Raw genomic sequence first — 23,422 nt, 5'->3', positions numbered from 1 at the left:
TCCCTGCGTGTTTCAACTACAGTGGATAACCTACCCCAAAGACTCTGTGACTTTGGGGTAGGCTTTTTTTGGGGTATAAAAACCCTCTGGTCGATCACAGCAAAAGTGCCTCGGGTTTTTAGGAGAAAGCGCTATCTTTACGTCCTGTTGGACCACTTGCAGGTCTAACTAGACTCATAAACATCGCCAAAAAGGGCCAGCCAAATGGACAACAACGACATCCTCCGAAATCTCCGGTACGTGTTTTCGTACACCGACGACAAAATGATCCGCCTGTTTGAACTCGGCGGAAAAGAGGTTACCCGAGAAGAGGTAAGCAATTGGCTTAAGAAGGAGGAGGACACTGACTACAAAAGTATTTACGACAAAGACCTGTCACATTTTTTAAACGGTATGATTGTGAAAAACCGGGGAAAGCAAGAAGGAAAGGACCCGGTAGCTGAAAAAAAACTCAACAATAACGATGTCCTCCGCAAGCTCCGTATAGCGCTGAGTTTACAGGAAGAAGACATGCTGGAAATACTATCCCGGGCGGGACAACACCTTAGCAGACACGAATTAAATGCATTTTTCCGAAAGCCAAGTCAAAGTCAGTTTCGACCATGCAAAGATCAGGTCTTGCGCAATTTTATCAAAGGACTAAAGCTGACCTACCGGCGGGAGGACCAGTCGCTTTAATATTCCCAGTATACTTAACCTATATCAGGCTTTGCGTACTGCCAAAAAAAGCAGGGAACTAGACTGATCGCAGATGGAGGGCATTCTTCTCCTAATTTCCTGCCACGCCAGACTCCCAATGGTTGAAATTCCTTTATCTAAGCGAATAGTCTCGGTCACTAGAAAAAGAATTATGTGTGACTAATACCGGAATATTTTTGTTTATATCCGAAATTTTCTTAAAAATGCATGGATGAACTAATTATATTTTCATGAATAAGCAAATTATAGTTTAACAATATTTTTTTCATAGAGATAATTACAAAACACATTTCAACCAATCAACAAATAAACCCTTTTGACATCATTAAAAAATTTTCTTTTTAAAGAATAATAATTTAGATTTATGGTAACGTACACGTAAAAGAGGGTATTTTCACCTTCTCTGTTTAACTACAACAACACCAGTATATTATGAAAAAAAACAACTACTTCAAATTTCCGAGATAGGCCATGGAAGGATTCGCTTTCCCATCGTCGATCTATGCTGCTCCTTCGAAACGCACTTTGCTTTATGCTGCTCGTAGGCTTCATGTTTCACGCCTCCACGCTCAAAGGGCAAGGTAGCACGGTTACTGTTTCGGGTGAGGTGATCGACGCCAGCTCTAAAGAGAGTATCCCGGGGGTCAATGTACTCATACAGGGGTCAAACAGAGGCACCGTCACAGATATTGACGGGTCCTATTCGATCACACTATCCGGGCCGGATGCGGTATTGATTTTTTCCTTTGTCGGTTACCTAAGCCAACAAATAAATGTAGGCAACCAAAGTACGCTAAATGTAGAGCTCGTGGCTGATCAGGCACAGCTCGAAGAAGTGGTGGTAGTCGGGTATGGTACCGTGCGCAAGAGCGACTTAACCGGGTCTGTGGTCCGGGTGAATGCAGACAACTTCAAAAATCAGAGCAATGTACAGCTAACCGATATGCTAGCCGGAACGGTGGCGGGTTTCAACGCTAACCAGTCAACGTCCGCAGCCGGTGGAAGTTCACTGGAGGTTAGGGGACCGACCTCTCTGAGCGCTGGCACCGAACCGCTTGTCGTGCTGGACGGTGTGATCTTCAACGGAAGCATCCGGGACATCAACCCCAACGACATCGAATCCATAGACATTCTCAAAGACGCCAGCTCTTCGGCTGTTTTCGGTGCGCGAGCGGCGAATGGTGTGCTATTGGTGACTACTGCCCGTGGCAAAGAAGGGAAACCCTCCATCAACTTCACTAGCAAGCTGGGTGTAGCAATGGCCACGAGGGATGACTTTGCGGTAAGGGGTCCGGAAGGATATCTCGACTACCGCAGGGATTTTTTCCGTACCCTTGGCCTGTCGCAGCCAGATTATCATTGGTTTAACCCAAATTCATTGCCCCAAGGTATTTCCCTGGAACAATGGAGAGCTTCCAATAATAATCCTAACGCTGATAACACCAGGGAGTGGCTTCAAAGGCTTAATTTTTTCCCCATTGAAGTCGAAACATATCTGGCGGGAGAAACAGTTGACTGGCGCAATGAAGTCATGAACCGTGGTGTTCGACAGGAATACGACCTGAGTATCGGTGGGGGTACCGAACAAATGAAGTACTATTGGTCGTTGGGCTACATTGACAATGAAGGGATTATTCTGGGTGATAAATTTTCTACCATCCGATCCAGATTGAACCTTGACTTTGAAGTCACAAACTGGTTAAAGATGGGACTCAACGCACAGTTTTCATCGAGAGATGAAAGTGTGGTCCAAGCGAACATGACTGGGATGTATCAAACCAGTCCTTTTGCAAGAATCTACGAAGATGACGGCAACATTCGCTGGTTTCCACATGGGTATATAGGTGGGCAAAATCCGCTCATAAACTATCTGGGACAAGACCGTTTTCGAAAAATCAATAGTTTATTTAACACGCTCTATGCAGAATTCAAACTGCCTCTGGGTTTTAGCCTAAGAAGTTCTTTCCAGCCTCGTATTCAAACCATCCGCGACTATAATTATTGGTCACCCCAAACCATCCAAGGTGGTCAGACCTTTGCTCAAGGTCGGGCAACCCGTTTAGAAAACTCCCTGTACGAATGGATGGTAGACAACGTGTTAAAATGGAACAAGGAAATCGGTTTTCACCGACTGGATGCGACTTTTCTGTACAATATGGAAAAAAACCAGATTTTCGAATCCAACATGGCCAATCAGACCTTTAACCCCAGTCCTGTATTGGGATATCACGGCATGCAGTTTGGAAATGACCCCACCGTCAGTACAAACGACCTCACGTACACCGGAGAGGGTCTGATGGGAAGACTGAATTACACATTGATGGATCGGTACCTGTTTACCGGGTCGGTCAGAAGAGACGGCTTTAGCGCGTTTGGTCGGGAAAATCCCCGTGCGGTTTTTCCTGCCTTGGCGTTCGGGTGGCAGATATCAGAGGAGAACTTTTACACCTCTGGATTTATGGATCAGCTAAAAATGCGCTTGTCATGGGGCGTTAACGGAAACCGCGACATTGGTCCCTACGCGGCCTTTGCCCAAATGGGCAGCAACCTATATTACAATGGGTCGCAGGTTCAGATGGGTGTCTTTACTTCCACATTGGCAAACCCAGGCCTTTCCTGGGAAGAAACCGAGTCTTATAATGTTGGCTTTGACATAGGTTTGTTGGCAAACCGAATAAACATTACCATGGACTACTACGACATGGAGACGAGCAACCTATTGGTAAACCGATCACTTCCTCGCATTACCGGGTTTGACAATATGACATCAAATATAGGCAAACTCGCCAACCGGGGTTTTGAGTTTACTGTGGGAGCTGTGAACGTGAACCGGCCAAATTTTAATTGGCGGACAAACCTAAATTATTCGATGAACAGGAACCGCATCCTATCCCTGTTTGGAGAAACCGGGGAATACACCCTGCAAGGACAAACCATTACGGGAGAAATACCGGACTTCGAAAACGAGTGGTTTATAGGACAGCCCATCGACGTAGTGTGGAATTACGACATATTGGGCGTTTGGCAAGTAGAAGAAGCATCACAAGCTGCGGAGTTCAATCTACGACCAGGAGATTTCAAAGCCCTCGACGTAGATGGCAACGGCGTATACGAAGCGCTACAAGACAAGAGATTCATCGGATTTTCACAACCCAGGCATCGCCTCGGACTACGAAATGATTTTGACTTTCTTCGAAATTTCACTGCGTCCATCTTCATACGGGCAGATTTGGGGCACATCCGTGAATTTTCACCGTCTATTGCCGAATGGTCTACCTTTGACAGAAGAAGCACCGCGAACTACCCTTACTGGACGATGGATAACCGAAGCAACGAATATCCCAGGCTAAATTCGAATATTGCCCAGTTTGGAGGAGGAATCATGCCTTACAAACCGGCCTCCTTCCTACGAATCCAAGACATTTCCTTATCCTACAATATTCCCCGGCCTCTTGCAACCCGGCTAGGATTGCAAAGTGCGCGGGTCTTCGGGTCGGCGAGGAATATGATCACCTTCGATAATTGGCCCGGATGGGATCCTGAATCCGGATTAACACCCATGCCAAAAATCATAACCCTCGGATTTAACTTATCACTTTAACAGACATTCCGATGAAACGCATCCTAAAATTGTATATACTAATCGTGTTCCCTTTGATCTTCGCAGCATCTTGTGCAGGAGACTTTTTGGAACCACAGCCGTTATCTTTCTTTACACCTGAAAATGTATTTGTTGATAGAGCAGGATTTGAAGCTATCCTGGTTACCATGCGGAAGGATCTTACCAGAGAACAAACTGCGCAGAAAAACTTCATGGCACACCAGTGGGCAGCCTCAGAGGCCGGGGTTCCTTGGCTACAAATGGATTTCATAAACCTCACACCCAATTCTGACCGATACCAGCAGTTTGTGACCCAGATAAACGACATCTTTCGGATGGTGAAAAATGCCAACGTGGCCATCTCCCGAATAGATGACGTAGAATGGGAAAACCCCACAGATAGAAATGAAGTGCTCGCAGAGGCTTACTGGCATCGTTCCTATTGGTACTACCGGTTGATTGGGAACTATGGAGACCTCCCGTTTGTGCAAGAAGAAATCCGTGGCGTAAGGCTTGACTTTCAGACCCACAGTCGATGGGCAATCCTCGACAAAATTCAGCAGGATATGGAGTTTGCAGTGCAGCACATGCCGGTATCTGCCGCACCTGGCATTCCAACCAAGGGCGCTGGGGATCACCTGCTCACCAAGATCTACCTTGCTAATATGGAGTTTGACAAGGCCATAGAATCTGCGTCTAGAGTCATAAACGGACCGTATGCGCTGATGACGACCCGATTTGGTCAAGACGCAGAGGATGCAAATAAAAATGTGATTTGGGATTTGCATCGCCATGCAAACAAAAACATGGGGCAAAACAGGGAAACTATTCTGGCTTTTGTAGACCGCTGGCAAGCCCCGCCTACCGCCAGAACCCCAGGATTGTTTACCATGCGGGTATACCACCCTTCTTGGTGGCATAATACGCTTGGAAAAGACAGGAATGGTAATCTAGGAATGATCGACGCGGGACCACTTTACGACTCTTTAGGAAGAGGCAACCCGGACGTAGCGCTCAGTGACTGGCATAGCTACGACATTTGGAACGACGGAACCTACGACTATAAGTCTACCCCTGATATGCGAAGAGCCAGCGTAAATTGGTATGACAGAGAAGACTACAGATACAATAACCCAGCATCTGTGCAATTTGGAGAGCCATTTGACCCGAACAACATGGACCTGCCCTCCGAATATTGGGCTCGCATGTATGCTGTCCCTTTCTACAAAACCTACGCACCTAATTACCCTGACCAAACATCCGTACCGATGGGTAGCAATGGAGATTGGTACATCTATCGATTGGCGGAAACCTACCTTCTGCGAGCAGAGGCATATTACTGGAAAGGTGACCTCGCAAGTGCCGCCGCAGACATCAATACCGTGAGGCAGCGCGCAAATGCGCCTTTAATTACCTCTGCAGAGGTGGACATTGATTACATATTCGATGAACGTGCAAGAGAATTATTTGCAGAGGAGCCACGTCAAAATGAGCTAAATCGCGTATCATACATCTTAGCCGCACGTAATGAGCGTGGGTATAGCCTTAGCAACCTTCATGAAAAAAACTGGTTTTACGATAGGGTTAGAAACCTAAACCAATTTTATGACCGCGCCGATGAAGTGGTAATGCTCGGATCAAGACCTAGAATAATGCCCTTCCATTTTCAATGGCCAATCGATGACGATATCATCAACTCCAATACCCTCGGAAGAATAAACCAAAACCTTGGGTACACTGGTTCAGCGAATAACGTACCACCTTTAGAAGTGATAGAATAAGAAGGGAGGCGAAGCAAATGCTATATTTTGACAGCATCCGGCTCCAAAACTGAGGAATCAAAGTGACCCAGAAGAAAGCTGACGTTACCCATGAAAAAAGTCCGGCTCACGTGTGTGAGTCGGACTTTCTTTTAATGGGCGTAGTAAAATGACAAAAGGATTAGACCACGGCTACTGCAGATTCCTCTTCCTGCTTTAACCTGAGTATAAAATCACTCAATACATTCATGTAATTAATAAATGCCTCATAAGGGCTCTCATAGGGACTAAAATAGGCGTGAATATCCCCATCCGAGAAAAACTTGGTACACATATAGTAGAAATGGTCACTGGTTTGTAGGTAATTCCAATCCCTGTGTATTTCAGGGTCTTTTGACCTCTTGACCTGCGCTTCCAATTGGTAGAGTTTATCAAATGCCTCATCCTGAAGATCATTTCCTAACCACGCAGTCAGATCGCGCTCCTCATCCGCCCAGGAGATGGGGGTCGGCACATGGATCATGCCTACTGGCGATACCTGAGAGATTACCTCAGAGGGAGTGGCAAACCCAAAGTCCGATGAAGCAAACACTGCCTCCGGCAAGTGTCGCATAAACTCAAAAATCCCTGTCTCTGCCCATTGGTGCTCGCCAAAGGTTTCATAATCCATGAATAGGTTGAGTACTTCGTCACTTTGTGGAATCTGATTGATCCAGCTCACGAACTTTTCGGTTGTCAGCGGGTAATCCGACCATTTCGGTTCGCCAAACCTAAACGCAATATCATCGCTCAACCTGAAGTTTTTCAACAATACTTTGAGCTTCGGCTCCAGCGCATTCACATAAACATAGTTAGGGCTTTTCCATCCCAAAATGTGTTTTGCTCCCTCCGTGAGTATTCCTTCGAAGCCCAGGTCGTAGACCATTTTGCCGATCTTATCAGAATATATCAACTCGGTATTTCTAAACACCTTGGGGGTATAGCCATTGAACAACTCTTTGATTCTCGTCTGATGCTTGCCGACCATGTCCCTAAACTCTGATTCACTTTTCAACGCACACAGGGAATGTGCATAGGTTTCATTGAGCAACTCCACGTGTCCGGTAGCTACCAACCGCTGGAAACTCTCCAGCACTTCAGGGGCATATTCTTCTAGCTGATCCAAAATGGTGCCTGACAGGGAAAAGGAAACTTTAAACCCACCTTGGTATTTTTCAATGAGTTCCAGCAAAAGTCGGTTCATGGGCAGGTAGCACTTTTCTGCCACCTTTCTCATAATGCTTCTATTTGAAAAATCGTCCCAATAATGGTGATCCTCGCCGATTTCAAAAAATCTATAGGGCTTCAGTCTGTACGGCTGGTGCACTTGAAAATAAAAACAGATAGATCTCATAGCTTACTGATTAACGGTTTCTTTATATACTTTCATTACTTTTATTGCCACATGCTCCCACTTCAGCCGTTTTAGTTCCTCTCCCCCCAATTCTTTGAACATCTTCGAAATACCGTCGTAATGCAGCAGCGCAAAGATGGCATCTGCCATGGCATCAATATCCCAAAAATCCACCTTCACTGCATTCTGCAACACCTCAGCGACTCCAGACTGCTTGGAAATAATCACCGGCGTATTGTGCCTTACCGCTTCTAGCGGGGAAATCCCGAAGGGCTCTGAAACCGACGGCATCACGTACACGTCGCTGATCGCAAACATGTGGTCCACGTCTTTCCCGCGCAAAAAACCGGTAAAATGAAACTTAGTACCTATACGGAGCTCAGCCACGCGCTGAATCATCCGGTTCAGCAAATCACCTGACCCCGCCATCACAAAGCGAACGTTGTCATCTTTCTTGAGTACCTTGGCAGCTGCCTCCACAAAGTACTCCGGGCCCTTCTGAAAGGTAATTCTACCCAAAAAAGTAACGATCTTTTCCGGTACTTTCTTTACTTCTCTAGACTTGATCGCACTGGTATCCAACACCGCATTGTGAACCACTACTACCTTATCCTCTGGAATGCCGTAGTTGGCTACAATGGTATTCTTTGTCAATTGGCTTACCGCAATGATCTTATCCGCCGCTTCCATACCTGCACGTTCAATTTCATACACCTGCTGATTAACGGTCTGGCCGGAACGGTCAAACTCTGTCGCGTGCACATGGGCGACTAAGGGCTTACCGCTGATACTTTTTGCGGCAATTCCAGCAGGAAAGGCTAACCAGTCATGCGCATGGATGATATCGTGATGCTTATCCTTGGCTATCTGAGCGGCAACTAGCGCATACCTAGACACCTCTTGGATCAGATCCTTTCCATATTTTCCACTGAACGAAAATTTGGTAGAAAAAACGCTGTCTTCCAGGTTTTCCTTCCCCTCTTTGATTCCTTGTGTAAAAGAAGCGTATTGCTCTGGACTCAAGTAAGGGATCAAGAAAGATCCCACTTCTAGATAGGTCAAATTTTTCCATACTGACCTGAACCGCTTTTCGCGATAGTCAATTTCTACGTCGCTTGCATTCACAAATTCGGCTAAGGGATCCTCGTCTCCCCAGAGTTTGGGCACTACAAAAATCATATCCTGGTTATGGTGTGCCAATCCCTTGACCAACCCATAACAAGCTGTTCCCAATCCTCCGGAGATATGTGGCGGAAATTCCCACCCGAACATTAGTACTTTCATGAAAAAGACTATTTAATAGTTGTTGATTAGATACTGCATGCGCAAAAGCTCACCTACGCTCCAAGCTTGCGAAATAGAGCCCTTTGGCCTATGGGGGGGATCACCATCGTAAATTTCGGCAACCGTACCAATCCCATATTGGGTCATTACCTTATCAAAGCTTTTTACCACATTTTCAATGAAACGCTTGCCGGATTTTCCATGAAGCTTCAGATACCCCTCTGCAAAATGTCCCAACAACCAAGGCCATACGGTTCCCTGGTGATATGCATTATCCCGTTCATATTGGTTCCCTTGATAATAGCCCTGGTACCGGGAATCACTGGGTGCCAACGTTCTAAGGCCTCTTTCTGTAAATAAATTGGCTTTAATCACTTCCAGTACCCGATCCTTTTGGTCATCCGTAAGCATCGTGTAAGGTAAAGAAGTGGCAAACACCATATTTGGCCTTATGGACCAATCCTTTTCTTCTCCATCGACCACATCTGCCAAATAACCCTTCTTCTCATTCCAAAATGACTTGACAAATGACTTTTTCACCTGTTCGGCAAGTTCTGCCATTTGCTCATCACCACTTAGCTGATGGTAAAAGCAAAGCGCATTATACCATAGTGCGTTGATCTCTACCGGACAACCGGCACGTTGAGTTACTGGTCCGTCCTTGGTAACCGCATCCATCCACGTGAGCGCTACCCCATCCTGCCCTCCATAGAGGAGGCCATCAGGTGTGGTGTGAATATTAAACTCCGTCCCTTCCAGCAAACTGTCAATGATCCCTTTACATTTTTGCAAGTACCTATCTTTGATCGTCTGTTCGTCGCCCGTGAAGATTACGTACTGTTGCAGGGCCCAGAAATACCATAAAGGCGCGTCGATGGAATTCATGTTGGTCATCACTCCACTTCCTACATTTGGGAAAAGGGCACCAACCAAATCTTTGGACATGGTATCCATTACCTCTAAATACGTCTCTTGGTCACCGATGGTTAAGGTAAGTCCGGGAACCGCGATAAAGGTGTCGCGACCCCACCACCCAAACCAAGGATAACCGGCAATTACCCGAGTCTCTCCTCCCCTTCTACTGATAAACTGGGTAGCAGAGTTTTTTAGGCAATTTTCAAAATTATCTCTAGGAATACGGCGACTAACTTCTTCAGCAAAGGCATCCAATAGGGAATGGGGATTTGCCTCCTCTAGTCCCGCCGAGAAAACCACGCTCTCACCGGTCTCTATATCAAACTCAAAATAGCCTGGCACATACAGGTCTTCCTGGTAATCGTATCCTCGCTCAATCTCTCGGATGTACTCGATGTTATAATACCAATCCGGAGCAGCGATAAACTCATTTGGCTTAGAAAGTTGCATGGATAGCTCGCTATACGCCTCGTAGGGCTTCACCTTGATTCCGCCATCCGCTCTAAGATAATTTTTATTTACAAAGGTATTGGCCTTGGACAGACCATGGTACGCACGAAAAGCCAAAAACGGACTAAGACGCAAAGTAACCGGTGCCTGGGCACTTACCAGCGTATACTTGATCATTACCCGATCGGCATGGGTATCCAGAATGATTTCCTTCTCCAGTACCACTCCACCGACGCGGTAGGTAAGCTTCGGGTTAGGTTCTGAGTCATAATCTTCGAGGTACTTGTGCCCACGGGGAGAATAGTTGCCGGGATATTTGTTGATACCCAAGTTGAAGCTGCTTCCTTTCTGGACCACTGTCTCGTGGACATTGGATAGTAGCACATGGAGTTGAGTATCAATCTGTGGCTGAGGCGCCACCAACAAACCGTGGTATTTTCTTGTATTACAGCCAATTATGGTGGTACTGGTGTAGCACCCTGAACGGTTAGACCGTATAATTTCTTTCTCAAGGGAATAATTCAGATTGATTAGCTGTGTTTTATCAAAATGTATATAGCTCATCTAAACACAAAGTTTGTAGGTTTCTATAAAAATAGGAGAAAGCTTTCGAAAGAAAAATTAATCCCAAAAAAAAATAAAGGCTTCCCGTTACGGAAGCCTTACCAATTATCATCGATTTTCAGATCGAGAACTTTCCTTTTGCAGTGCCTCAAAGTTCCTGAGGGATTCCTCGAATTTCATCATATAGAGATGTATGTCCCTAATATCCACTGATCTTATGCGAGGAAATGACTTGGTTGAACTCAATAAAGTAAACATAATTAGATAGTTTAATTTCAATCCTGCATCATCAAATAATATGCCATCTACTAGATGAATAATGCGTAAAAAAAAAGCCCTTTCCATAAACTACAGAAAGGACCTAGGGTGAAAGACCGGGTTCGAACCGGCGACCTCTGGTGCCACAAACCAGCGCTCTAACCAGCTGAGCTACAATCACCATTTACCACATCACAACCCTTGTAGTTGTAACGGAATGCAAAGGTAATATGCATTTTTAACTAAGGCAACAGCTTTGATTATTTTCTTTGAAATTTTAAACGACTACCCTTTACCTCTTCGTGAAACTCCCCATTTTCGTACACCAAATGTCCGGAAACGACCGTATGAGTTACCCGACTGCGAAAGGTTTGCCCCTCAAATGGAGACCATCCACACTTATATAGAATATTGCCTGAAGCTACCGTCCAGGGATCATTCAGGTCCACCAGCACCAGGTCAGCATGGTAACCCGGACGGATGTATCCACGCTTCTCCACCTCGAATAGCACTGCGACATTGTGGCTGGTTTTCTGCACAATCTCCTCCAAGCTTATCTTTCCCTGATGGTGCATTTCCAACAATGCTACCAAGCTGTGCTGCACCAACGGCCCACCAGAAGGTGCCTTACCATAAATCTGGGACTTTTCCTCTTTGGTGTGTGGCGCATGATCCGTGGCGATCACATCAATGTTCCCGCGCAGCACCCCTGCCAGTATTTCAGCCCTATCCTCTGCTGTCTTTACCGCTGGATTCCACTTGATTAAATTGCCCTTTTCCGCATAATCCGCATCCGAAAACCATAAATGATGAACACAGGCCTCCGCTGTGATGCGCTTGGCCTCCAAAGGTAGACTGTCGTCAAACAATGCTACCTCCCGTGCCGTGCTAATGTGAAGTACGTGCAACTTGGTCCCGTATTTCCTCGCCAAATCCACGACTCGCTTAGACGCATCATAACATGCCTCCGCAGAACGGATCTTCGGGTGGCAACTGACAGGGATATCGTCACCGTACTCGCTCGTATACCTCTCCAGGTTATCCCGGATGATGTTGTCATTTTCACTGTGTGTAGCAATCAGAAGTTTACACTCCCGAAAAATGTTTTCCAGCGTCTCCGGATTGTCCACCAACATATTGCCCGTAGAGGAACCTTGGAAAACCTTGATCCCACAAACGTTTGCAGGATCCACTTTGAGCAGCTCGGACAGGTTGTCGTTCGTAGCCCCCATATAAAAGGAGTAGTTGGCTAGGGATTTTTCAGCAGCTAACTCATATTTCTCTTCCAACAGCTCCAAAGTAACTGTTTGAGGCTGGGTATTTGGCATCTCCATATAGGAAGTGATCCCGCCGGCCACCGCTGCGCGACTTTCGGAATAAATATCGGCCTTGTGTGTCAATCCCGGCTCCCGAAAATGGACCTGGTCATCAATCAATCCGGGTAGCAAGTACTTTCCGGAGGCGTCTACCGAAATATCTGCCTCATAATCCGGCAGATCTGGACCCACGGAAAAAATCAACCCTTCCTTTATAAAGACATCTCCACTGATAATCTTGCCCTCATTCACTATATTTGCATTTCGGATCAATATCTTCTTCATGGTATTGCAGTTAGGTAATCGTTCCTTTTCCGACCTAAAATTAGAAAAATCATGTCCGATACCCCGCAAAGTTTCGAGAATTTTAAGCTTAACAAACAACTTTTACTTGCCATTACAGAAGCCGGGTACGAAAAACCAACCCCCATCCAAGCCCAGGCATTGCCGTTGGCATTAGCTGGACACGACCTATTGGGCATCGCGCAGACAGGAACCGGCAAAACGGCTGCCTACCTTCTGCCCATTCTTTTCAAACTAAAATATGCCCAGGGCAAACATCCACGGGGCATGGTGCTGGCTCCAACGCGGGAATTGGTACTTCAGATTACAGAGGAAGTAAATCGATTTGGCAAATACACCGACATTCGTTCGGTGAGCTTATATGGCGGTGTAGGCCCAAAAAGTCAAATCGAAGCGCTGCAGGAAGGTGTAGATCTTATCATTTCCACTCCGGGAAGGTTTTTGGATTTGTACAACCGGGGTGAAATCTTCACCAGAGACCTTAAAACAATGGTCATGGACGAAGCGGACAAGATGTTGGATATGGGATTTATGCCTCAGATCCGGGCGATTTTAGAGGTAATCCCCGTGAAACGCCAAAACATGTTGTTCTCTGCTACCTTCAGTGGCAGAGTAGAGGTGTTATCACAGGAGTTTCTTGAATTCCCGGAAAGGGTAGAGATAACCCCCCAGGCCACCACAGCAGAAACCATTCGACAGATTAAGTACGCGGTACCAAATTTAAAAACCAAAATACACCTACTGGAATTTTTGCTTCGCCAGCAAGAACTCAAACGGGTGATTGTGTTTACCAAATCCAGAAAAAATGCCGAGGCAGTCTCCAATTACCTAGGCCGTAGAGATCTGGGTGAAGTAAAAGTGATTCATGCCAACAAGGGGCAAAACACCCGAATCCATTCCATGGATTTATTCAAAGCAGGAGATATTCGCATTCTAGTAGCAACCGATGTGGCTGCAAGAGGCCTTGACATCACCGAAGTGAGCCATGTAATCAACTTCGATGTGCCGCTTATCTACGATGACTATGTACACCGAATCGGGCGAACAGGCCGGGCTGAAAAAGACGGGGAAGCGATTACTTTTGTCAATCCGGCAGAAGCGTATCATTTCGAAAAAATTGAAGGCATTATCCGAATGCAAGTTTTAGAACTCAGCCTTCCCGAAGGTGTAGAAGTCCCGCCTACCCCCTTTGTGGAAAAGCAGGAATATGAAAGAGAGATCGATCTGCAAAAACGAAGGGAAAACCCGGAGTTTAAAGGTGCTTTTCACGACAAAAAAGGGAAACCAGGCTCGAATCCGTTTAAGCCTGTAGAAAAGAAAAAAGGAAATAAGCATTCCAAAGCGAAAAAAAACCGCAGCCAGCTTAAAACACAATCCAAATACAAAAACAAATAGACCACCTGTTTGTGTAAAGTCAGACCACTAGTAATCCTGCTTTTCGCAAGACTGTTACAGCCTTTGAGGCCCAAAATGGTTCGAAGTCTCCAAACCCCAACTCTTCAAACTCTGCCTTTGTGGACTTCCAGGTGATCAAAGGTCCTGCACCCGGCCGAATTCGCTCCAAAAAATCCTGCATCCACCCCCCTATTTCCCGGTCTAGAGCAATGGTCCATGTATCGCCCGAAGTATGAATCGTCCACTCGGACATTTCCCTGCGACGTCCCTTTTTCGTTTTGACGTGCTCCTGAACTTCCGGATGACTTCCGAGCCAGATTAGCCTACCCAACGGATTGATCTGATAGGCGTCGTCTGCCTCCAGGCAGGTGGCTATAAAATCTAGGGGCACACGCGTTTTGGGTACCTTGAAGTCAAACCAGTCTTGAAGAGGCATTTCAAAGCCTATCCCGTGCATAAAATTGAACAGAGATTTTTTTAGACCAAAACTAAATCGGGCATGGTCTACCCCTGTCTTATCCCGAAACGGCACCTCGTTGTCCGCAAAAGTCACTTCTGCCCGTTCAGGAATGACCTGAAACGCCTCTGGGTTTAGCCCAATGGGACTATGGGCTGTTAGGGCAAAACGATGCCAAAAGCCGGACTGTAACACCCCTTCCTCAAAAAGTTGGCGGACCATTTCCATGCTGTCAATGGTTTCTTGAACCGTTTGTGTAGGGTATCCATACATCAGGTAGGCATGAACCATGATGCCCGACTCGGTGAAATTTCGCGTAACACGGGCCACTTGCTCTACCGTAACTCCCTTGTCGATCAACGCCAGCAAGCGGTCCGAAGCAACCTCGAGGCCTCCCGAAACAGCGATACAACCTGAATGCTTCAGCAAACGGCAAAGGTCTCGGGTGAATCGCTTCTCAAAACGGATATTCGTCCACCAAGTCACTTGAAGCCCTCTCCGAATGATCTCCAGCGCCAATTCCCGCATCAACGCCGGCGGCGCTGCTTCATCGACAAAATGAAAGCCAGTGGTTCCTGTTTGCTCCACAAGAATCTGCATTCGATCCACTAACATCCTTGCCGCTACAGGCTCGTATACTTTAATGTAGTCCAACGAAACGTCGCAAAAGGTACATTTTCCCCAATAACACCCATGGGCCATGGTGAGCTTGTTCCACCTCCCGTCGCTCCAAAGACTATGCATGGGATTGGCAATTTCAATCACAGAAATGTACTCATTTAACCGAAGATCGCTGTAATCTGGAGTACCCACTTCGGACTGCCGATAATCTGGAAGTGTAGAAGTGTTGTTGTAAAAAACCTGCCCATCGTTAAGCATGTAGGTTCGCTTGAGCAATGGTAGGGAGGTTTTGGAGCCTTCCGTCGCCAGCACGTGATTGGCCAGCAACTCAATGGGCCTCTCCCCATCATCCAGCGTGATAAAATCAAAGAACTGAAAAACCCGAGAATCCTTCAGCGAACGAAGCTCCGTATTGGGAAATCCTCCGCCCATACAGGTAACCAAATGCGGAAAATGCTCCTTTATCCAGCCTGCACATCGAAAGGCACTGTAAAGATTACCTGGAAAAGGAACAGAAAAACACACCATTTTTGGGTCTACCTCCGCTATCCGCTTTTCCAAAATGCCCAGGGCAATCGCATCTACAAAGGTAGGTGGCTCCTGTAGTGTTGCGTACAATTCGTCAAATTGGTTGGCACTCTGCCCAAGAACTTCTGCGTACCGGCTGAAGCCAAAATGCGGATCCACACACTCAACGATAAAATCGGAAAGATCCTCCAGATACAGGGTAGCTAAATGCTTGGCTTTATCCACCATACCCATGTGCCCAAATGCCCAATCCAGGTCATCCAATTGATCAAACCGGGAGGCTCTAGGCAGATAGTCCATACTACAAACCTGCCTTGCAAAAGATAGGTTCTTACCCTGCAAAAACCCGATTACCTGATTCAGTGGACCGAGATATTCTTTTTTGAGTGCCAAAATCCGCCGCGAATTATCACTCAAGCCCTCCATTCCCTCTGCCAATTCAAATATGCGTGCGAAAGACCGTGCGGTAAACAACTCCAAAGTAACCTCAATCCCCAAATCCATCTGAAATGAGGATATGTTTTTGGTAGCCAAAAACCCTTTGATATAAGCAGTAGCCGGATAAGGGGTATTGAGCTGGGTGAATGGGGGTGTGATAAGTAGAAGTTCTCTGGACATGGCAACGACACGTGAAATAGGAGACAAAGATACGTCAATTTAGGCAGTGGAATCACCAATCCCTTCCTTGATGTAGCGATTCGATGCTTGAACCTTGCTGCAGACAGGCATCTGAACCTAGTAAGAAATTACCCTCAAATACGAATAAAATGTACCTTTTAGATGCCTATACATAATTACTATACCATGAAGTTATACTATTTTTGCTATTCGTAGATAAAAAAACCTCCCTATGAAGACTTTATTTATTCACTACCTGGTACTTTTCATTTCAATCGGTGCATCGTGTAGAGCATTCGCCTGTGATCGACATCCGCTATTCAACCACCTGCCAAACCACAAGGTCAGTTTCTGTGAAGAAAATGCCTTTAATCGGCTAAAAGTCAAAATGACCTCATCCGACGGATCGTTGGAAGACGTGACAAAGAGTGGATATTTTATTGACAGTTGGTTTGAGTTTCAAGGTGAATTTGAAAAAAGACCCTCCGCTGCAGAGATAATAGAAAACTACAAAAATGCTGTAATTTCCAAAGGAGGATCCGCCCTATATGAGAGTAGAGGTGAGGTGTACCTGTCCGTGAAGGTATCGGGACAAACCTGGTGGACCCGGGTTTCTTCAGACAATAGCGGTACCTACCGGGTAGAATCCGTGCGGGAAGAAGCCATGGATCAGTCCATAATCCTATCCGCAGAAGAAATCAAACAGGAATTGCTAGACGCTGGTCGGGCTATCTTCTATGGTATTCTATTTGACAGCGATAAAGCAGAAATAAAACAAGAATCATCCGAAACACTGGAAGAAATTGCCCGCTTTCTACTGGCAAATCCCTCGGTAAATGTGTATGTGGTAGGGCACACGGATAATACGGGTACCTTTGCCCATAATCTGGACCTTTCCAAAAAACGCGCGACTGCCGTAGTCGACCATCTAACCAAAAAAGCAGGAATACCCACCCACCAACTGGAGGCCATCGGTGTAGGCCCCGTCTCTCCCATCAGCCACAACCGTACGGACGCCGAAAAACAGAAAAACCGAAGGGTAGAGCTGGTAGTAAAATAGCAAAAATCCAAATCCCGCATTTGTTAGTGGAAAGCAAAAATAATCGCAATCCAAAAAAACCTTTCTACCTCCTTTGTGTAAAAAAAGCTGCCGATTTCAATTTCGTGGCGGTACTACCCGGCCGGCACGACCCACCCGGGGTCGAATCCTCCTCCGCTCTACCTTTCCCAAAAACGATGGGATGTAGCCAAAAGAATTGGATCGCTCCAACACATCTATATTTTTCCGCTATCTTAGGACTGCACCGAAAGGGCGTTAAATTTGCAGCATAATTACGTTTTATCTGTAAAGGCAGACGATGATTTGGACGCTATTGCTGATTACTCCTTAGGGAAATGGAGTGAAAAACAAACCCTCGTTTATCCAACTGCCTAGAAAAAACCGCTACTAGCCCGGATATCGGGCGAGACGCATCAGAATTTTACGCACACCTTAAACGGTATAACTAGAAATCCCACAGCATTTTTTATTTGCACTCCAAATCGAATATTAGGATTGTATGTATTTTAGGCCAGCAACAGGACTTTCAACATCACTGATAATCGGTATCCTAGGAATGCCCCAGCTGGGTCTAGAATCCGCTACATCCTACTATTTCTAACCTGCTTTGCAGTCGTAAATCCATTTATGCCATCTGCAATGGCCTACGAAATACCCTACTAGAAACCAAATGCCCGCCACTTGGAACACTTTTATTATCGAAACTGGAAGCTCGCTCCTAATTCTTCGGGGGATTGATCATGATATGTGCCCGGTGCGTGCCGGGATCCATGATCCAAGGCATACCCGGAGACTCCGGACTGAGCGGTAGGCCGGTGCTTTCCTGCGTGGCCCAAGGGATATAAACGACGTACCTCAGGTAGGGGTTTTTCACCTCTCCGGACGAAGTGTCAAAATCCTCCGCAGACGCCGTAAGCACATAGAGGGTGGCCCCGTCCTTCGGCATTTTCAGTTTGCCGGACTTCACCTCTTCCTCTCGGATATCAAAAATCTCCTTAAAGCTTTTCCCCTGATCTTTCAGCTCCCTGCCCCTTGCCATAAAGGGTTCGAGGTCTCGGTGGTAACAGGAAACACTAAAGCCACTTGCGGAGGGATCATCCGCAATACAAATCATTTCATTTGAACCATTTCTAAGTGTCACGAATTTGCCATTCGCATCATACCCATACACCTTGGCTCCCTCACGGGTACCTTCGGGTGCCGCCATAACGGCCGTTTTGATCTGCACAGCCCTATCCTGTGCCGTCTGGGCACAGGCTGAATGAACGCCAAAAACTATAAACAGGGGTATAAATACGCGGAATGCGGAAGATGGAAAGGACTCTTTGCTCATAATCAATATAGGGTATCGGTTTATCAATGGATAAATATAATGAAAAAAACATTCCCCAAAAACAAAAAGCCCCGGCCGTCAGGGATGCTGAGTCGGTCGGGGCATTTTGATAAAAATTCGGTCTTTAGCGATCTGTACGTGTATTTACACGGTCCACTGGTGTTCTATGCTCACGGTTTGCCAAGTCCCATGCGGTGTGAAAGATCAATCTTGCCCGTTTTTCCATCAGTTCAAACTCAATCTTATCCACTGTGTCGGTAGGCTGGTGGTAATCGTCGTGCACCCCATTGAAATAGAATATTACCGGGATATTGTGTTTGGCAAAGTTATAGTGATCCGAGCGGTAGTAAAACCGGTTTGGATCGTCTTCCGCATCATAGCGGTAGTCCAAGATAAGATTTGAATAAGTAATATTATTGTATTCACTGATGACTTTGAGCTGGGAGGAAAGCATCTCCGATCCAATTACATAGACATAATCTTGGTTTTCCTTGCCCTCGTATTCATAATCTATCCTACCTACCATGTCGATGTTCAGGTTGTTTACCGTATTTTCCAGAGGAAAAATCGGGTTTTCCGCATAGTACTCAGACCCAAGTAGCCCTTTTTCTTCGCCGGTCACATTGAGAAACAGTACAGATCGGCGGGGTTTGAATCCGTCTTTTGCAGCAAGCGCAAATGCCTCTGCTATTTCCATGACACTGACCGTTCCAGATCCATCATCATCGGCTCCATTGTTGATTTGTCCATCACTGTTTATGCCCACATGATCGTAGTGAGAGGATATCACCAATACTTCCTCTTTCTTGTCAGTTCCTTCAATGAATGCCATCACATTTTCAGTGTCCACCCAGTTTTTCTTTTTGGTTACGCGGTAGGTAGCCTTTTGGGCTTTGATGGATTCGGGATTGCCCTTGGCAGCCTCTTTCAGTTCCTCCACAGGGGTTTCGAAAATCTCTGCCATCTTTTCAGAGCTCACCATAAAGATAGGCCTTTGCTCTGTTGGCTTATCAAAACCCAGCCTGCCTCTTCCTGCAAGGGATTTAAACCGATTTGCCATTCGGTCAAAATTAGCCTGCCCCTCCATGGTCACCACTACGATACCAGCTGCTCCTTTGCTCATGATCTTATCCGCAAAGCTGCCCGCACGCTCTCCAATTGCCCACAATCCGACCAATTTACCGTTGACGTCCACTTTGGCGAGGTTTTCATCGGTGGCAATGCCCAAAAAGACCAGGTCGGCCTTGGCTGCCTTTTTCATATCTCCGTCTCCCATGAAGACGAAATCCACATTCTCAGTCAACTTCTTCCTACCTATCTGAAGATTCACCTCAGTCCACAGGATGCTTGAAAGCTGAAATTTCTGGAAATAATCCCCGTTCACTGGACCCTGTAAGCCCAAAGACTGGTAAAACTTCCTGAGGTATTCTGCAGCAAGCTTTTGCCCTTTTTCACCAGTATCTCTACCTTCCAATTCATCCGACGCCAAGTAGGTCAAATGTCTTTCCAAATCCGCCACCTGAATCGTGCCGGCATACTTCACAGGGTCTGCTAATTGCGCCTGAGCGCTCAATGACATAAACAGGGCGATCACACACCCAAAAACACACTTTTTACTAACCATTACGAATTTGAGGTTTAAATTGGAACCTATTTCAAGGTTTTAAACTTACTTTTTGAACAATTGAGGCTGCAAAATTATATAAATCAAAACAATTACGATATTGATTTTGAACACAATCTTTACAACAATTTATTCATACCTTTGTGCCTTCATTAGGAAATCAAGCTGACAGCCGTCAAAACTAATCATATTTTCCGCTTCTATGAAAATTAATCTCCACCCATCCACTACATTCCGCCACAGACACATTGCTCCTTCTACGGAAGAAATCCAGAAAATGTTGGAACGAATCGGATCATCTTCCCTTGAAGAGCTTATTGATCAAACCATTCCGAAGCATATTCAACTGGAGCGCCCCCTCAATTTGCCTTCAGAGTTATCAGAAGACGCATTTCTGAAGAAATTTCATAAACTGGCGAAAAAGAACAAGATCTTTAAGTCGTTTATTGGACTGGGATACTACGACACCATAGTCCCCGGGGTGATTCAACGCAACATCTTGGAAAACCCGGGATGGTACACGGCTTACACGCCCTACCAAGCAGAAATCGCTCAGGGTAGACTGGAAGCGCTGATAAATTTTCAAACAGTGGTCATTGATTTGACCGGAATGGAACTTGCCAACGCCTCCCTTCTTGACGAAGGAACAGCAGCTGCAGAAGCAATGACCATGCTCCACGCATCCAAACCACGATCAAAAAAATCAGCCAACACCTACTTTGTAGACGAAAAAGTATACGCGCATACCAGAGATCTATTGCTTACCCGTGCGTTGCCTTTGGGTATCAATCTCCACATAGCGCCTCTTTCTGAACTGGATCTAACGGACCCTGATCTATACGGTGTGATGGTCCAATATCCGAATGCCGATGGAGAGGTGATCGATTATTCGTCACTAGTGGCCAGTGCAAAAGAGCAGGATGTAATGACTGCCTTTGCAACCGACCTGCTGAGCCTTACTTTATTGAAGTCTCCCGGTGAAATGGGTGCCGATGTGGTAGTAGGAACCACACAACGCTTCGGTATACCAATGGGCTTTGGAGGTCCTCATGCAGCCTTCTTTGCTACCAAAGATGTGTTCAAGCGTCAAATTCCCGGAAGAATCATTGGCGTATCGGTGGACAAAGCCGGCAAGAAAGCTTATCGCATGGCCCTTCAGACCCGAGAGCAACACATCAAGAGGGAAAAAGCCACTTCAAATATCTGCACAGCACAGGTTCTCCTAGCTGTAATGGCCGGAATGTATGCGGTGTACCATGGCCCCAAGGGTCTCAGGGAAATTGCCTCCAAAGTACACGGTCTGGCAGTCCTCACCGATCAAGCATTGCGAAAGCTCGGGCTTGAGCTTAGCAATGAGGCCTATTTTGATACCATCAAAGTGCAGGTAAAACCTTCCTTGATGGAAAAAGTGCGGACATTTGCACTTTCTCATAAAATGAACTTCCGATACGAGGAAGATGCCATCCTACTTGCTTTTGATGAAACGAAAGAGCTCCAAGACGCGGAGGAAGTGGTAGCCGTTTTTGCTAAAAGCCTTCAGGGTGAAGAAGCGGGTGTTTTCGAGCAACCCTCGGAGCTCCTTTCCCCCATTCCAAAGTCACTACAAAGACAAAGTGAGTTCCTTACCCATGAAGTGTTCAACCGATACCATGCCGAGCATGAAATGCTTCGCTACATCAAAAAGCTAGAGTCCAAGGACTTATCTTTGGTTCATTCCATGATCTCTCTGGGATCCTGCACCATGAAGCTAAATGCCACCTCAGAGATGATTCCAGTTACTTGGCCGGAATTTGGACAAATTCACCCTTATGCACCGCAAGATCAGGCAGCGGGATACTACGAGTTGTTTCATGACCTGAGAAACTGGCTTACTGAAATCACAGGATTTGCGGACACCTCCCTACAGCCCAACTCCGGTGCCCAAGGAGAATATGCAGGGCTAATGGTCATCCGTGCGTATCACCATCACCGAAACGAAGCCCACAGAGATGTGGTACTCATCCCCACTTCTGCACACGGCACCAACCCTGCTTCCGCGGTAATGGCGGGCATGAAGGTAGTATTGGTACCCTGTGACGAGCGCGGGAATATCGACGTGGAAGCACTTCAGGAAAAAGCAGCTGCCAACAAGGACAACCTAGCCGGCCTGATGGTAACCTACCCATCTACCCATGGAGTTTTTGAGGAAGCCATTCAGGAAATCTGCCAGACGATCCACGACTTTGGGGGCTTGGTATATATGGATGGTGCCAACATGAATGCGCAAGTAGGCCTCACCAGTCCCGGTCGCATCGGGGCAGACGTTTGTCACCTCAACTTACACAAGACATTTTGCATTCCCCATGGTGGAGGCGGACCAGGTATGGGCCCTATTTGCGTAGCGGAGCACCTGAAGCCATTTCTGCCAGGAAACACCTTTGTAAGTACCGGTGGGGACCACGCCATTTCAGCTATTTCAGCCGCTCCCTTTGGCAGTGCGAGTATCCTGCCTATTTCATATGCCTACATCGCTATGATGGGTGGGGAAGGGCTGACCATGGCAACCAAAATTGCCATACTCAACGCAAACTACATCAAGTCCAGACTGGAAAGCCATTATCCTATTCTTTACACAGGCAAACAAAATCGTGCTGCGCATGAAATGATCCTCGACTGCCGCAGTTTCAAAGAGGTAGGCGTGGAAGTAGAGGATATCGCCAAACGTCTCATGGACTATGGCTTCCATGCCCCCACCGTCTCCTTCCCTGTAGCGGGAACGCTCATGGTAGAGCCCACCGAATCCGAATCATTGGCGGAGCTCGATAGGTTTTGTGAAGCTATGATAGCTATTCGGGAAGAAATTCGCGAGGTAGAGTCCGGAGTCGCATCCAAAGAAAATAATGTGTTGAAAAACGCACCCCATACGGCGGATCTGGTTATTGCAGATGCTTGGGAATTCCCTTATTCCCGCGAAAAGGCAGCCTTCCCTCTCTCCTATGTACGGGAAAACAAATTCTGGCCATCCGTACGTCGAATTGATTCCGCATACGGGGACAGAAATCTAGTTTGTAGCTGCGTACCTGTAGAGGCTTATGCAGAGGCTGAATAATTCTTTTCTAAAGACCAATTTTAAAGAGGCGTTTCCTAGCGGAAACACCTCTTTTTTTTTCATTTATCATCGGATTTACGTCTTCCCTCACCTGAAACAAACATAATATAACAATATATTAATTAGATATTTTCATATACTAAATTTTTTCAATA

At 46.3% G+C, this 23,422-nt stretch carries 13 protein-coding genes and 1 tRNA gene; 6 read left to right on the top strand and 8 right to left on the bottom strand.

All coding sequences use genetic code 11. The features are described from left to right. Nucleotides 1-204: 204 nt before the first annotated feature. The 3 genes from JJU34_RS13985 (at nucleotide 205) to JJU34_RS13975 (ending at nucleotide 6,081) form a co-directional block, all read left to right on the top strand. Nucleotides 205-678: a DUF1456 family protein gene (locus JJU34_RS13985; protein ID WP_228693002.1), complete on the top strand. Its 474-nt coding sequence runs from the start codon at nucleotides 205-207 to the stop codon at nucleotides 676-678. Between the two features lie 523 nt (nucleotides 679-1,201). Beyond that, a complete protein-coding gene (locus tag JJU34_RS13980) occupies nucleotides 1,202-4,300 on the top strand; it encodes a SusC/RagA family TonB-linked outer membrane protein (RefSeq protein ID WP_228693001.1) in 3,099 nt (1,032 codons plus the stop codon). An 11-nt stretch (nucleotides 4,301-4,311) separates the two neighbouring features. Beyond that, complete coding sequence (locus JJU34_RS13975) at nucleotides 4,312-6,081, top strand: RagB/SusD family nutrient uptake outer membrane protein (RefSeq protein ID WP_228693000.1); 1,770 nt, start codon at nucleotides 4,312-4,314, stop codon at nucleotides 6,079-6,081. Between the two features lie 160 nt (nucleotides 6,082-6,241). On the opposite strand, the gene JJU34_RS13970 is transcribed toward JJU34_RS13975, so the two are convergent. The 5 genes from JJU34_RS13970 to JJU34_RS13950 form a co-directional block, all read right to left on the bottom strand. Continuing rightward, nucleotides 6,242-7,453, bottom strand: coding sequence for a glycoside hydrolase family 57 protein (locus JJU34_RS13970; RefSeq protein WP_228692999.1), 1,212 nt, complete (start codon nucleotides 7,451-7,453; stop codon nucleotides 6,242-6,244). A 3-nt stretch (nucleotides 7,454-7,456) separates the two neighbouring features. After that, nucleotides 7,457-8,737: a glycosyltransferase family 4 protein gene (locus JJU34_RS13965; RefSeq protein ID WP_228692998.1), complete on the bottom strand. Its 1,281-nt coding sequence runs from the start codon at nucleotides 8,735-8,737 to the stop codon at nucleotides 7,457-7,459. Between the two features lie 12 nt (nucleotides 8,738-8,749). Then, on the bottom strand, nucleotides 8,750-10,666 hold the full coding sequence (locus JJU34_RS13960; RefSeq protein ID WP_228692997.1) for an amylo-alpha-1,6-glucosidase: 1,917 nt from the start codon (nucleotides 10,664-10,666) through the stop codon (nucleotides 8,750-8,752). 364 nt (nucleotides 10,667-11,030) lie between these two features. After that, a tRNA-His gene (locus tag JJU34_RS13955) sits at nucleotides 11,031-11,106 on the bottom strand. Between the two features lie 78 nt (nucleotides 11,107-11,184). Continuing rightward, on the bottom strand, nucleotides 11,185-12,525 hold the full coding sequence (locus tag JJU34_RS13950) for a dihydroorotase (protein WP_228692996.1): 1,341 nt from the start codon (nucleotides 12,523-12,525) through the stop codon (nucleotides 11,185-11,187). Between the two features lie 51 nt (nucleotides 12,526-12,576). On the opposite strand from JJU34_RS13950, the gene JJU34_RS13945 reads away from it, so the two are divergent. Next, complete coding sequence (locus tag JJU34_RS13945) at nucleotides 12,577-13,938, top strand: DEAD/DEAH box helicase (RefSeq protein ID WP_228692995.1); 1,362 nt, start codon at nucleotides 12,577-12,579, stop codon at nucleotides 13,936-13,938. Nucleotides 13,939-13,957: 19 nt separating this feature from the next. Here JJU34_RS13945 and JJU34_RS13940 read toward each other — a convergent pair whose 3' ends face one another. Beyond that, nucleotides 13,958-16,162, bottom strand: coding sequence for a radical SAM protein (locus tag JJU34_RS13940; RefSeq protein ID WP_228692994.1), 2,205 nt, complete (start codon nucleotides 16,160-16,162; stop codon nucleotides 13,958-13,960). Nucleotides 16,163-16,394: 232 nt separating this feature from the next. Here JJU34_RS13940 and JJU34_RS13935 point away from each other — a divergent pair, with 232 nt between their 5' ends. Next, on the top strand, nucleotides 16,395-17,222 hold the full coding sequence (locus JJU34_RS13935) for an OmpA family protein (protein ID WP_228692993.1): 828 nt from the start codon (nucleotides 16,395-16,397) through the stop codon (nucleotides 17,220-17,222). A 718-nt stretch (nucleotides 17,223-17,940) separates the two neighbouring features. On the opposite strand, the gene JJU34_RS13930 is transcribed toward JJU34_RS13935, so the two are convergent. Together JJU34_RS13930 and JJU34_RS13925 are read right to left on the bottom strand one after the other, a co-directional pair. After that, nucleotides 17,941-18,561, bottom strand: a complete 621-nt coding sequence (locus JJU34_RS13930; RefSeq protein ID WP_228692992.1) for a hypothetical protein — start codon at nucleotides 18,559-18,561, stop codon at nucleotides 17,941-17,943. A gap of 118 nt (nucleotides 18,562-18,679) precedes the next feature. Beyond that, nucleotides 18,680-20,179, bottom strand: a complete 1,500-nt coding sequence (locus tag JJU34_RS13925) for a M28 family peptidase (RefSeq protein WP_228692991.1) — start codon at nucleotides 20,177-20,179, stop codon at nucleotides 18,680-18,682. Nucleotides 20,180-20,381: 202 nt separating this feature from the next. On the opposite strand from JJU34_RS13925, the gene gcvP reads away from it, so the two are divergent. Next, nucleotides 20,382-23,267, top strand: a complete 2,886-nt coding sequence (gene gcvP / locus JJU34_RS13920; RefSeq protein ID WP_228692990.1) for an aminomethyl-transferring glycine dehydrogenase — start codon at nucleotides 20,382-20,384, stop codon at nucleotides 23,265-23,267. Nucleotides 23,268-23,422: the final 155 nt, after the last annotated feature.

The organism is Lunatimonas sp. (assembly GCF_020832325.1).
Taxonomy (GTDB): domain Bacteria; phylum Bacteroidota; class Bacteroidia; order Cytophagales; family Cyclobacteriaceae; genus Lunatimonas.
This window is presented reverse-complemented; position numbering and strand designations above follow the sequence as displayed.